Genomic DNA, 13122 nt, shown 5'->3' with positions numbered 1-13122 from the left:
GAGATCCCCGGCAAGCCCGGCAGCTACAACGCCGTGGCCTGGATGCGTCCGTGGCTGCAGATGGAAGAGCTGACGACATCGCTTAGAATGGTCGCGCGGATTCCCGAAAAGACCTGAAATGGGCGCCTCGACATCATATGTCGGGGTGTCGTGCACGGATGACGCGGCCAGCGACCGGTTCAGGGTTCTGGCCGCGCGTATTGATCGTCTGATTGCTGCAATCGACGCCGCTCTCACCCGGCAGGTCAATGCCATCCTGCATGCACCCGAGTTCCGTCAGATGGAGGCGCGGTGGCGCGCCCTTCATCTGCTGGTCGGCCTGTCGGGTACCGGCAGGGGCGTGATCATGCGCGTTCTAGATGTGTCCTGGACCGACCTTGCCCGCAGCATGGAGCGTGCGACCGACTTCGATCAGAGCCATCTTTTCCGGCTGATCTACGATGGCGAGTTTGGGATGCCCGGTGGGCTTCCGTTCGGCCTTCTGGTCGGGGACTACGTGGTGTCTCAGGTGACCGACCGTGCCCGAGGCGACCAGATCGAGGTTCTGCGCCGTCTGTCTTCCGTTGCGGCCGCTGCCTTCTGCCCGATGATCATGGGGGCGGATCCTGAAACCCTGGGCTTTGAAGCTTTCAGCCTGATCGGCGCGGAGAGCGATATCGAGCCGAACCCGCGTCGTAACGACCCGGACCCCAATCGCCGCCGGTGGGAAAGCCTGCGACAGGCCGAGGACACACGCTTTCTTGGCCTTGTAGCCCAGCGGGTGCTCGTCCGGTCCCCATATCACAGGTTTCAGCTGGCCCGCGCCGACGGCTTTTCGTTCGACGAAACGCAGGACCAACCGCTTTTCGCCAATGGCGCCTTCGCCTTTGCGACGACCGTGATCGCGAACTTCCTTGACAACGGTTGGTTCGCGGCGATCCGGGGCGCCTATCAGGATGCGCCCGGCGGGGGACGGGCCGTGGGCTTTCGACCCCATGAGTTCGGCACCGATTTCCACGGTCTGTCGGCCCAGTCGCCCATCGAGTTCCGACCGACCGCGGCGCAGGAAGAAGCTATGATCGAGCGCGGTCTGATCCCGCTTTCGGCGCTGTATCTGGACCCGGAACCGGTCTTCAACGCGAACCCGTCGCTGCACGCACCGCAGAAATACGACACCGAGATCGCGACCCAGAACGCGCGCCTGGCGTCGATGCTGCAGTATGTGCTCAGCACCTCGCGGTTCGCTCATTATCTGAAGGTGATCATGCGGAACGAAGTCGGGTCGGTAGCCGATCCGGCCTCGCTGCAGATCCGCCTGAACAACTGGTTGCGTGACTATTGCCTTGGCAATGACGACGCCTCGCAAGAGCTTAAGGCGCAGTATCCCCTGCGCGACGCGGGCGTCGAAGTGTCTGCGATCGTTGGCAAACCCGGGTCCTACGCCTGCACCGTCCGTCTGCAGCCCCATTTCCAGCTGGATGACATTTCGACCAGCTTCCACCTGATCGCAGAGGCGCCCGTGCGTCCGCTTTCCGAAAGGGTCTCTGCATGATGCATACCGAAATAGCGGCCCTTCTGTCGGAAGGGGCCCTGGATACGGCAGTTGCTGCGGCGGCTGAAGCCGTGAAGACAAAGCCGCAGGATGCGCATGGGCGGATTGTGCTGGCCGAGCTTTCCGTGCTTGCCGGTGACCTTGAGCGGGCCGAAACCCATGCGAAGCTGGCGGCCCGCCTGTCGCCTGGCGATGCGGTGGGTCTTGGCGTCTTCCGCCAGCACCTCCGTGGATTGCATGCCCGAAATCAGTGGTGGCAGACCGGCGCGATGCCGACCTTCCCTTCGGGCGCGACACCGCTTGACGAGCTGGCGCTGAAGCTGAACGTCGCCCTTTTTGCTGGAGAAGGTCCCTCGGCCCGCGCAGCACTTGATGCGTTGGACGAAGCACGCGGGCCTCGTTCCGCCCGTTGGAATGGTGTCCCGGTCGATGATTTGCGCGATCTGGACGACCGCCTGCCTCATGCGGTGGAGGCGGTAACGGCGGGTGGCAACTATCTTTGGCTCGACATGGCGCTGATCAGCGAAGTCGCTTTCCAGCCAACGCAGCGTCCGCTTGACCTTGGCTACCGCCGGGCCCGCGTCACCCTTACCGATGGCGCCGCAGCCGATCTTCTGATCCCTGCCGTCTATCACGGCTCTGCAGCGCCTGAGTATCTGCTGGGGCGGAAGACCGACTTTGAAGAGCTGCCCGGCGGGCTGACGGCCGCAAAAGGACAACGCGCGTTTCTGGCTGGTGAAGACATGGTCGGTCTTCTTGACGCCGAAACGATCGTGTTCGGGAGGGCAGACGATGGCTGACCCGCGCCTCAAGGACGACAGGCTCGCCCCCTCGCTGCTGGATCGGCTGATCGACCTTGATCCCGATCTTTCGCGCGATCCTGACGTTACGGTTGCAGAAACCCCCAGTGGGCTTCGGGCATCGCTCCGCCGCGATCTGGAGATCCTTCTCAACACCCGCTGCCTTCCCGCCACCCCGCCTCCGTCCATGCCAGAGCTTGCCGACAGCCTTGTAAGCCTTGGGGTCGAGGATTTCTTCGCTGCAAGCCTTGTGACCGACGGACAGCGCAACGATTTCGCCCGCCGTCTGCAAGCCCGCATCGCCCGGTTCGAGCCGCGGCTGGAAAACCTGTCGGTCGCGATCCTGGCTGATCCCGTACCGGGTCGGCGTGGCCTGAGGCTACGGATCGCAGCGCACTACCGCGCGCGCCCCGGCCTTCCGCCCATCGTGTTCGAGACGCGGATGGACCCGGTCGCGGGGCACTTCAAGGTGGTGGAGGGATCGCGTGGCTAACCGGTTCCTCGAATTCTACAATGACGAACTGAACGCGGTACGCCGCCGCGCGACACGGTTTGCCGAGGCCTATCCAAAGATTGCCGGTCGCCTCAGGCTGGCGCGCGAAACCTCGGACGATCCGCATGTCGAGCGGCTGGTCCAGAGCTTTGCCTTCTCGGCCGCCCGCATCCGGCAGAAGCTGGACGACAGCCTGCCGGAACTGACCGATGGCCTGATCGAGACGCTTTACCCCCATTACCTTGCCCCGGTTCCCGCGATGTCGCTGGTCGCCTTCCAACCGGCCCGCGGCCTTGATGCCGTGCAACTGGTGCCGCGTGGGGCGGAGATCGTGTCGGAGCAGATCGAAGGGGATGTCTGCCGCTTCTGCACGACGCAGGAGGTAAGACTGGCGCCGGTCCGCCTTGCGACGGTGCGGATGATGGACCGGCCGATCGAAGCGCCACAGGCGCCCGGCCTGAATGCGGCAGGCTGCCTGCGGCTAACGCTTGAGCCTTTGGGCAAAGCGCCAATTGCCGAGCTGGGGCTGTCGCGGCTTCGGCTGTTCCTGTCCGGCCCGCCGCGTCAGGCGAATGCCCTGTTCCGGCTGCTGCATCAACACACGGTCGGTGTCGCCGTAGCTGCGCATTCAGCCGACCAAGACGCTCGGCATCTGCCAAAAACGGCAGTATCTGCCGTGGGTTATGCAGATGAGGAGGCCTTGCTTCCCTATCCGGCCGGCAGTTTTCGCGGTTACCGCACCCTGACCGAACACTTCACGCTGCCTGAGAAATTCCTCTTCGTTGAAATCGATCTTGGTCAGGTCACCCAGACCGACCGGCTTGACGTCTATGTCTACTTCAACCTCCAGCCTGAAGGCCTGACGCGGCAGGTCGATACGTCCTCGCTGACGCTGCACGCCACCCCGATCGTCAATCTCTTCCGGTCGCGGGCGGAGCCGATCGTGCTGGACGGCACGCGGTCGGTCTACCCCCTGCAGGCCGACGCAAGGCGCCCCCTGACACGGCAGGTGCATTCAGTGACCTCGGTCACTATTGCCTCGAGCGACGGCCAGACCGAGGCGAGCAAGCCATTCTTTCACCGGATGACAGACCGGGCGGCCCAAGGCACCTTCTGGCAGCTTCGCCGCCATCCCGACGACGGCCAGCGCCTTCCCGGGGCCACCTCCATCGCGTTCGTGGATACCCGCGCGATGCCCCTGTCGCCCGGCGACAGCACGGCGGGGGTCGAGGTCCTTGCGACGAATGGCGCCCTGCCCCGCCGGCTGCCGTTCGGTGGCGGACAGCCCCGGCTGAAGATGGCCTCGGCGATCGACCATGTCGCGGCTGTGACCTGCCTCAGGCCGATGACGTCGACCCTCCGCGCGGGTCCGCCCGAAGATCGCGCGTGGCAGCTGATGTCTCACCTCTCGCTCAACCACCTGTCGATCACGGCGGATGGCGTCCCGGCGCTGCGCAACATCCTGCGGCTTTACGATCCGGGCGACAGCCGCGAGGTGGCGCAGATGATCGATGGCATCGAGGGAGTCCAGGCCACCCCTGCCCTTACCCGGATGGGCGGAGTGATGATTTCGGGCACCGACGTGACAATCACCTTCGATGACCAGCGGATCGACCGCGATCAGGCTGTCGTTTTCGGTACCGCACTGGACCGGTTTCTTGGCTGCTACACCACACTGAACACCTTCACCCGGCTGACGCTGCGGATGAGGGGGCGGACCGATGCACTTGCCGTCTTCCCCCCACGCGCTGGTGAGGAGGCGCTGATATGACCGCCTCGCCGCTCTTCGATCTTCTCTCCAGAAGGCCCGATACCTTCGACCCCGCAACCGCCCTGCGCGTCGCCGAGGCAGAGGCGGAACGTGAGGGCCTACCCATCCTGGTACGCGCAATACCAAGCGCTGTGCTGGAACCCCTTGCTGTCGCCGGGGTCAGAAAAAACGACGCGGCCGTCGAGGCTGAAGCGCATCTGATCGGCCTAACTGGCCCGCTTTCGCCGTTACCGCCCGCCTACACCGAGATTGCCGCACGGGACAACCGCCGCCGGGCCGGTGGGCTTTCGGCCTTTCTCGATCTCTTCTCGGATCGCCTGACCTGGCTTTTCGTTGCCGCCACCGAAAAGTACAATCTGCCCGCTCGCCTGCGTTGGACCCGATCGGACGAGAACACGATCCTGACGGCACTGCGTGCGCTGATCGGCTTTTCGACCCCCGGCATGGCCGAGCATACGCCGCTTCCCGGCGACGATACGCTTAGGTATGCGGGCCTTCTCGCGCAACGCACCCGCAATGCCGAAGGGCTTCGCGCGCTTGCGGCGGCAGAGCTTGGTCTTCCCGTGAAGGTGCAGCAGTTCCACTTGCGCTGGCGCGACGTGCCGGTGAGCGAGCAGTCGTGCATGGATGGCAATGTGCGGCTTGGCGAAACCGCGATGGCCGGAAGCCACATCCCGGATCGGGCCAGCCAGTGCCGGCTTGTCATCGGGCCCGTTCGTTACGCAGACTTCCTGTCACTTGAGCGGGGGCAACCGCGGCTGGAGCGTCTGAAACGCCTTGTCCGGCTCTATGTCGGGCCAGTCATGGACTACGACATCAACATCATCCTGGACCGCCGCGACATACCCGAAACCCAGCTTGGTGGCGGGGCGTCCGACGTCAGGCTTGGCTGGAACGCCTGGGCCCGGTCCGAACCGGCGACGCGCGACAGCGACGATGCCGTTATTGGATCGGCCGCATGAAAGGGGGACATAAGCCATGCAATTGACCCTCGAACTGATCGACGGCGCGCAGTCCGGTGCCACTCGGGCGGTTGACGGCAGTACGCCCTTTACCGTCGGCACCCGGCGCGGTGCGAACTGGCTTTTGCCTGGCGGGACGGGGCTTGCCTCGGTAACCATCCGCCGCGCCCCCGACGGCTTCCGCGCCGAAGCAACGGGTGAAGTCACGATCGAAGGCCATGCGATTGCCGACGGCACCACTGTAACTCTGGGACACGGCAGCCGGATCGGCATCGGCGGCCTGACCCTGGCCGTGACCCTGACCCAGGATTTGCCGTCGGATGCCGGCGGTCGCCATCCCGCACTCGGCCAGCCGACAATCAGCTCGATCCTTTCGGATGTGACGCCGGGGGGCGACAGCGCCGGGGGCCCGCTGCCCGGGCGTAGCGCCGAGGAATGGCTTGAAAGCTTCACACGCTCACGCGCGCCCGCAGCCCGAGCCGACTGGACCACGCTTGGTGCGTTCGGTGCAAACGCGGACCGCCCCGCAGCGCTGCCCGATCCGCTGGCAAAACCGCTTGCAACCTATCTGCCGGAAGACTGGGACGCACCCAGCGACCGGATGAACCGGATCTCGCAGGCCCAGGTCTCGACGAATGCGCTTGCCATCGGGCCGGTCAAGTCCGAGCCCGACAACGTAAAGCCTCTACGACCCAAGGGCGACATCAGACCGCTGCTTGAAGCCGCCGCAGTCCAGCGAGGCGAGGTGGAAGGTCCGCCGGACCGCCAGCTTGCCAATGCGGGTGCTGCGCTTCGTCTGGCGCTGGAAGGCATAGCCCGGCTCGAGACGCTGATCGCCCGCCAGCGGACCGAACTTCACTTGACTGCGCCAGTGCATTCCGAAGACCCGGCCACGCTGAGCGCGGCATTGCTTCTTTCGGACCCAGACGGCCTTCGTATTCAGGCGCTTGCTGCCCGAATTACTGCGTTGGAGGCCGCGCAGTCTGCCTTCGTCGAAGGCGCGCGCGATCATCTTGCAGCCGTGCGTCAGTCGCTCGATCCGACCTCGATCACAGCCGCGGTGGCAAGCCGCGGCGGCCTTGCGGACCGTCTGACGCCCGCCACCCGCGCCTGGGCCGAGTACCGCGCCCGGTTCGCAGGCGAGGCCCACAACGGCGCATCTGCCCTTTCGGACAAGGCGCTTGCCCGTGCAATCGGCGAGCGCCTTGACCGCCAGTACCCCGAGGAGTCGTCGCATTGAAGACCGAAAACCGCGTGGCCTGGACCGAAGGCATGTTCCTCAGGGTTCAACACTTCCAGCAAGCCGACCGCTGGACGGACCGTCTGATGCGCGACCGGACCGAGCCTTTGTCGCCCTATCCCTGGGGCTTTCTGGAGCTTTCGATCGACAAGACAGCGCTTGGGATCGGCCGGTTTGCGCTGACCTCGGTCCGGGGCATTCTTGCTGATGGCACACCGATTTCGGCGCCGGATCAGTGTGATCTGCCACCACCGATCCTCCTTTCTGAAGGCAGCGGTCCGTCGACCGTGCACCTGTCGCTTCCAATGCGTCGCCCGGGCGCTGCAGAGTTCGCCGCGACAGGGGGCGATAGCGCGGCGCGGCTCATGCGCAGCGACTACGACGCCGAGGATGCGAATGCCGACACCTCGTTCAGCGCGGCGATTTCGGTGGGGCGTTTTGCGCTTGGCCTGAAACTTGACAGCGACGAGCGCGCAGGCTTCGAGACATTGCCGGTCGCCCGGGTAGTCGAGGTGCGCGCCGACCTCAGCATCGTCCTTGACGAAGACATGATCCCGCCAGTCCTGTCGATGGGGGCCGTTCCGCGCCTTCGCGGCTTTGTGACCGAGCTTCTGGGTCTCGTCCGCCATCGGGCCGAGGCCATTGCCCGGCGTGCTGGCGATCCAAGCCTGCGCGGTTCGGCAGAAATCGGGGACTACCTTGTTCTGCAGGCCCTGAACCGTGCGGGGCCCGTCCTGGCCCATCTGAACGCGCAAGCCGGTCAGGTTCATCCTGAAACCGCCTACCGGGTCCTCGCCGGGCTTGCGGGAGAGCTTGCGACCTTCACCGCAGCGACCCGTCTTCCGCCGGAGTTCCCGGACTACACCCACATCGACCCTGCCGCGACCTTTGTGCCGGTGATGAACGAACTGCGCCGTTCGCTTTCGGCGGTTCTGGATCAGAGCGCCGTTCTGATCCCGCTGGAAGAGCGTCGCCATGGCGTGCGGGTCGGCATGCTGGCGGACGCCGGGCTGAAAGCCGGTGCGGCACTTGTGCTGGCTGCGCGGTCGGACATGCCGCAAGAGAACCTGCGCCGGATGCTGCCCAATCAGATCAAGATCGGCCCGGTCGAGCGGATTGCGGAACTGGTGAACGTGGCGCTTCCCGGCGTGGTCGTGCGCCCGATGCCGGTCGCCCCGCGTCAGCTTCCGTTCCAGTCGGGCACCGTCTATTTCGAGTTGGGCACTGAAGGTGACATCTGGCGCGGGGTCATTGCCTCGGGAACCGTCGCCATCCATCTTGCCGCCGAATTTCCGGGCCTAGAGATGGAACTCTGGGGGGTCCGGTCATGACGGCGAAATCCGACCCCATCGGCGGTGACGCCCCCCGTATCATCCTGCCGACCCCCGGCCGCAAACGCGTGGTCGAAGATCTGGCCCCGGCCGCCCCACCGCCCGACTTGCCCGAAGACGACGGCCTTTCGGTCAGCGACATCACGCACGGCTTCCGGCTTGAGGGCGGCGAGATTCCGGTGATGGTGACGGAAGCGGCCCCGCTTCTCAATCTTGCCAACGCCATGCGTCGTAAGCGGGCAGCCCCGGATATCGCCGCGTTGCGGCGGGATACGATTGCGGCGATCAAGACCTACGAGAAACAGCTGAGTGCGGCCGGGATACTGCCCGAACAGGCACGGGCGGCCCACTATGTGGTCTGCGCGACGGTCGACGACGTCATCCGCAACACGCCCTGGGGTGGCGACTGGTCGGTCGAAGGGCTGGTCTCGACGTTCCACCATGACGTGACGGGCGGCGACAAGGTCTTCGAGTTGCTGGCGTATTTCCAGAACGCGCCGGGCGCCAACCGCGACCTCTTGCTGTTGATCTATCTCTGCCTTTCGCTTGGCTTCGAGGGGAGGACACGCGTCTCGCCCCGCGGTGCGCTGGAGCTTAGCCAGATCCGCGACAACCTCTATCGTATCCTGCGTGGCCAGTTCGGAATGCCGGAGCGCGATCTGTCGCCCTCGTGGAAAGGCGAAGCAGCGGCGCATGAACGGCTGCGGGCAGGTCGACGGTTCTGGCTTATTGCCGGACTTCTGCTGCTTGGCATGGCCCTCTTGTTCGGGGGGTTCACGATGCGGCTTGGACAAAGCGCCGATGAGACGATAGCCCAGATGGCCGCCCTGCCGCCCGACACGCCGCCAAGCCTGTTCATCCCCGAACCGCCGCTTCCCGTCGTCGAAGAAGTGCCAGAGTCACCTCCGCTTACGCCACCCCCGGAAGATCCCAAGCCGAAGGATGTCGACGCGATCGCGGAGTTCATGTCGTTCCTCAAGCCCGAAGTCGACGAGGGTCTCGTGCGGCTTTACAGGGATGGCGATGCCGTCCTGGTCCGCATCGCCAACTCCGGGGCGTTTCAGCGCGCCCAAGCCGAGATCGACCCGGCGTTCGAGCCGATCTTCAATCGTATCGGCGAGGCGCTGGCGGTCGAGGACTTTGACGTCATCGTCTTCGGCCATACCGACAACATACCTATCCGCGACAACTTCCCGTCGAACTTTCATCTGTCCAACGCCCGCGCCAGGGCCGTGCATGACATTCTTGTCGGCCACATTGAAGCCAACCGCATCACTGTCCGCGGCGTCGCTGACCTCTGCCCGATCGCGGATAACGGCACGGAAGCGGGCCGTGAGGCCAATCGCCGGACAGAGATCCTGGTGATCGGGGCCGGAAGCAGCGTGGCGCCCTCGATGTTCCAAGAGGGAACGGAGTGCGTGAATACATCTTCACCCGCCGGCGAAGCGGGCGCAGCGGAGCTTGACCAATGAACCCGTTGGGAATGTGGACCAATCTGCGGTCGCAGATCGACAGCTATACTGCAGTTCTCGGGGGCCGGTTCATATCGCTTATCTGGGTCGGCGCGATCTGCGCGCTGATCTGGATTTTCGGCCCACGGCTGGAGCTTTTCGGGGACCGTCCGCTGGAATCGGTGCGCTCGCGGGTTATCGCCATCGCGGTCGTCGTGGCACTTTGGGCAATCTGGAGGTTTGTCGCCTGGCGGCGCGCCAGAAAGGCTGATGCGGCACTGATCGAAGGGGTCGCGGAAAGCCCCGAGGCCAGGGCTGCAGCTGAAACAAAGGAAGAGATCGCAGAACTGCGCAACCGCCTGCGCAACGCGATGGCGCTGATGCGCAAGGTGGTGAAGCGGCGCTACGGCTATGCCTATGAATTCCCCTGGTATCTGATGATGGGCGCGCCGGGCGCCGGCAAAACCACACTTCTGACCAACTCGGGTTTGAAATTCCCATTGGGCGACGCGATGGGCGCGGAACCGGTACAGGGCGTCGGCGGCACCAAGAACTGCAACTGGTGGTTCACCGACCGCGCGATCCTGATCGACACGGCAGGCCGCTACACGACCCAGGAAAGCGGGCATGAGCGCGACAAGGCCGGGTTTCTCGGCTTCCTCTCCATGTTGCGGAGCAAACGCCGGGCTCAGCCGATCAACGGCGTGATCCTGACGCTGTCGCTGACCGACCTTCTCTCGCAGGCGCCTGAAGACCGGATGCGCGAGATCCGTGCCATCCGCCAGCGCCTGTCAGAGGTCGAGGATACGCTGAAAGCGCGGGTCCCCGTCTATCTTGTCCTGACAAAGGCCGACAAGCTGACCGGCTTCTCGCAGTTCTTCGAGGCCTTGGGCAGCGAAGGCCGCGAACAGGTCTGGGGCATGACCTTTCCCCTTGAGGAGACGCGCAAGCCCGGTTCGGTCCCCGAGATCTTCAGCCGCGAATATCTTGCCCTTCAGGACCGGCTGAACGGCCTGCTTATCGAAAGGCTGCAGCAGGAAACCGATGTCGACCGCCGCGGGCGTATCTTCCGCTTTCCGGCCCAGGTCGGTGCGCTGCATGACTCGCTTCGCGAGATGATCGAAGAGCTGTCCTCGGGCACTTCGCATATCGCAGAACCGCTGATCCGCGGCGTCTACTTCGCGTCGGCCACTCAAGAGACCCAGCCGCATCGGGCCACAGGGCCGGTAAGGTCGATGAACCGCAGCTTCTTCGTCTCGCGGCTCTTTTCCGAAGTGATCCTCGGCGAAGCGGCGCTTGTGTCCCGTGATCACCGCGTCAGCCGCCGCCGCCGCATCATAACCGGCATCGGGTATGGCGTTACTGCCGCCCTGGCCGTTTTTCTGCTCGGGTCATGGACATCAAGCTATCTCTTCAACCGCGAGGCGCTGGCCCGGACCGGAACCGATCTGGCGCGCTACACGGAACTGGCCCAGAACATCCCGGTACGCGACGTTCAGGATGCCGATTTCCTGCGGGTGCTGCCCGCGCTGAACACCCTTTCCGAAGTGCCCACGGCCTTCGAGCCTTCGGCAGAAAACGGAAGCTTCGCCCTGCCGCTGCACCGCGTCGCTTTCGGGCTTGGCCAGGAAGCCCGGATCGTCGGGCAGTACGAAGAGGTCTATGACGAAGCGTTGGGGGCCTATCTTCTACCGCGATATATGGTGGCGCTGCAAAACCGCCTCAAGGACGAAAACCTTTCCGAGGCCGACGCGTTCGAGACGCTGAAACACTACCTTTCCCTGGCCGGTGTCGGCCCCATCGACTCCGATGCACTACTTGCCCAGGCCGAAGAGATCTTTGCCGATCTCTATCCCGGGTCCGACCGGACGACGACGCGGGCGGCCCTTCTGCGGCACATGACGGCGATGCTGGACCGCGGGGAACTTACCGTGATGGTGATCGACGAGGATCTTGTCAGCAAAGTCCGTGACAAAATCCGCACACGCAGCCCAAGCCAGCGCGCCTATGACCTTCTCTACACCCGGCCCGCCGCCCGCGCCCTTGGGGTCTGGACCCCCGCAAAGGCGCTTGGCCCGGCAGGCGCGCGCGCCTTCGCCCGTGCGTCCGGCACGCCGATGGACGAGGGCATCAACGGTCTTCTCACCCGGAAGGGGTATCAGGAGGTCGTGCTGACCCAGATCACCGCGGTATCCGAAATCGCCGCCAACGAAGGCTGGGTGCGGGGCCCAGGCGCCGATCAGGACATCACTGCAAGCGAAATCGCCGCTGATGCGGTAGAGCTATACTGGTCGGACTTCACCGACACCTGGGACGACATGGTCTCGGACATCGTGATCCGCGACATAACCGGGCTTGAGGACGCGGCGGAGCTCGTTTCGCTGATCGCGTCCGAAGCCAACCCGATCGAACGGCTCGCCACGGACATCGCGCGCCAGACCTATCTGATCGGGCCACCCGACATCGCCGAAGGGGCCGGTGAAGCAGCGATAGCAGGGGCCGAGGCGCTTCTTGTCGACCCCAATCTGCCCTTCAACGCTCTCGGGGCGCCCGATCCCTACGCTGCCCTGCGCCGAAGTCTTGCCAAGCAGGAAGCGGTAGAGGGTGAAGAGGCTGGCAACGCGATCTCCGCCCTGCTTCCAATCATGGACGAGATTTATCAGCAACTGAACCGCGTCTCTGCGACCGATGCCCAGGTGGCCGAGCTCTTTGCCGCCGAAAGTCAGCTGAACGCGGCCAAGCAGCAGCTGGTCGCCGCAGGCCGGAAGCTTCCCGCCCCGGTTGGCGGCTGGGTAGTCGGGCTTGCCGGACGTATCGCCTCTGCTGCGGTAGCGCAGGCGCGGACTTCGGTTGATGCGCTCTGGCAGGCGAACGGCGCCAAGGAATGCACGCGCGCAGTAAGCGGACGGTATCCGTTCGACCGGACCGCCTCGACCGAGGTCACCATCGACGATTTCACCCGGGTCTTCGGGCCGGACGGCATCTTCGACAGTTTCTTCAAGGACAACCTAGCCGGGTTCGTGGACGTCTCGACAAGCCCATGGCGCTGGAAAGGCGGGCTTGGCACCACCGGAGAAGAGTCGGCCGCTCTGGCCCAGTTCGAACGCGCCGCGGCCATCCGCACCGCCTTCTTCCCGCCGTCAAGCACCACGCCCCAGGTCCGGCTGACCATCGACATGATCAGCTTCGACCCCGCCACGACCTCGGTGTGGATCACCATTGGTGACGAGACATCCAAGCACAACCAGGCCTTCGACGACGACGTCATACTGCTCTGGCCGGGGGAGACCTCGAATACCGCCCGGATCAGCCTTTTACCGGTAAGGCCTGGAACGGAAATCGAAAAGGCCGGCCCGTGGGCCCCCTTCCGTCTCTTTGACGAAGCCGACATTACCCCGGTTTCCGAGAACGAGTTCGATGTCCGATACCAGACGGGCGGGCGCACCGTTGAATTTCGGGTCAAAAGCAGCAGCGTCAACAACCCCTTCCGGCTGGAGGCGCTGTCGCAGTTCTCCTGCCCCGACAAACTTTGAGGCGGGTCGC

Annotated in this window: 10 protein-coding genes; all 10 read left to right on the top strand. The window is 64.7% G+C overall.

All coding sequences use genetic code 11. The features are described 5' to 3' along the window. The first annotated feature begins 3 nt into the window (after positions 1 to 3). Genes ACRCSW_RS16230 through tssM form a run of 10 tightly spaced genes read left to right on the top strand, consistent with a single transcriptional unit; the run spans position 4 to position 13112 of the window. The gene (locus ACRCSW_RS16230; protein WP_438706689.1) at positions 4 to 117 is read left to right on the top strand and encodes a hypothetical protein; all 114 of its coding nucleotides are present in this window, start codon (positions 4 to 6) and stop codon (positions 115 to 117) included. Between the two features lies 1 nt (position 118). Continuing rightward, a complete protein-coding gene (gene tssC, locus ACRCSW_RS16225) occupies positions 119 to 1531 on the top strand; it encodes a type VI secretion system contractile sheath large subunit (RefSeq protein ID WP_438706687.1) in 1413 nt (470 codons plus the stop codon). Continuing rightward, on the top strand, positions 1528 to 2331 hold the full coding sequence (locus ACRCSW_RS16220; protein WP_438706686.1) for a type VI secretion system accessory protein TagJ: 804 nt from the start codon (positions 1528 to 1530) through the stop codon (positions 2329 to 2331). The genes tssC and ACRCSW_RS16220 overlap by 4 nt, the downstream gene beginning before the upstream one ends. Beyond that, positions 2324 to 2824 (top strand): type VI secretion system baseplate subunit TssE, encoded by a 501-nt coding sequence (gene tssE / locus ACRCSW_RS16215; RefSeq protein WP_438706685.1) that lies wholly within the window; start codon positions 2324 to 2326, stop codon positions 2822 to 2824. Before ACRCSW_RS16220 ends, tssE begins: the two co-directional genes overlap by 8 nt. Then, a complete protein-coding gene (gene tssF, locus ACRCSW_RS16210) occupies positions 2817 to 4595 on the top strand; it encodes a type VI secretion system baseplate subunit TssF (protein WP_438706684.1) in 1779 nt (592 codons plus the stop codon). The genes tssE and tssF overlap by 8 nt, the downstream gene beginning before the upstream one ends. After that, a complete protein-coding gene (gene tssG / locus ACRCSW_RS16205; RefSeq protein ID WP_438706683.1) occupies positions 4592 to 5557 on the top strand; it encodes a type VI secretion system baseplate subunit TssG in 966 nt (321 codons plus the stop codon). Before tssF ends, tssG begins: the two co-directional genes overlap by 4 nt. A 16-nt stretch (positions 5558 to 5573) precedes the next feature. Beyond that, positions 5574 to 6797 (top strand): hypothetical protein, encoded by a 1224-nt coding sequence (locus ACRCSW_RS16200; RefSeq protein ID WP_438706682.1) that lies wholly within the window; start codon positions 5574 to 5576, stop codon positions 6795 to 6797. Continuing rightward, positions 6794 to 8128, top strand: a complete 1335-nt coding sequence (tssK, locus tag ACRCSW_RS16195; protein WP_438706681.1) for a type VI secretion system baseplate subunit TssK — start codon at positions 6794 to 6796, stop codon at positions 8126 to 8128. The genes ACRCSW_RS16200 and tssK overlap by 4 nt, the downstream gene beginning before the upstream one ends. After that, the gene (gene icmH, locus ACRCSW_RS16190) at positions 8125 to 9600 is read left to right on the top strand and encodes a type IVB secretion system protein IcmH/DotU (RefSeq protein WP_438706680.1); all 1476 of its coding nucleotides are present in this window, start codon (positions 8125 to 8127) and stop codon (positions 9598 to 9600) included. Before tssK ends, icmH begins: the two co-directional genes overlap by 4 nt. Further along, positions 9597 to 13112 (top strand): type VI secretion system membrane subunit TssM, encoded by a 3516-nt coding sequence (gene tssM, locus ACRCSW_RS16185; protein ID WP_438706679.1) that lies wholly within the window; start codon positions 9597 to 9599, stop codon positions 13110 to 13112. The genes icmH and tssM overlap by 4 nt, the downstream gene beginning before the upstream one ends. Positions 13113 to 13122 lie beyond the last annotated feature (10 nt).

It is taken from the genome of Tabrizicola sp., from assembly GCF_051645465.1.
GTDB lineage: Bacteria > Pseudomonadota > Alphaproteobacteria > Rhodobacterales > Rhodobacteraceae > Tabrizicola.
This window is presented reverse-complemented; position numbering and strand designations above follow the sequence as displayed.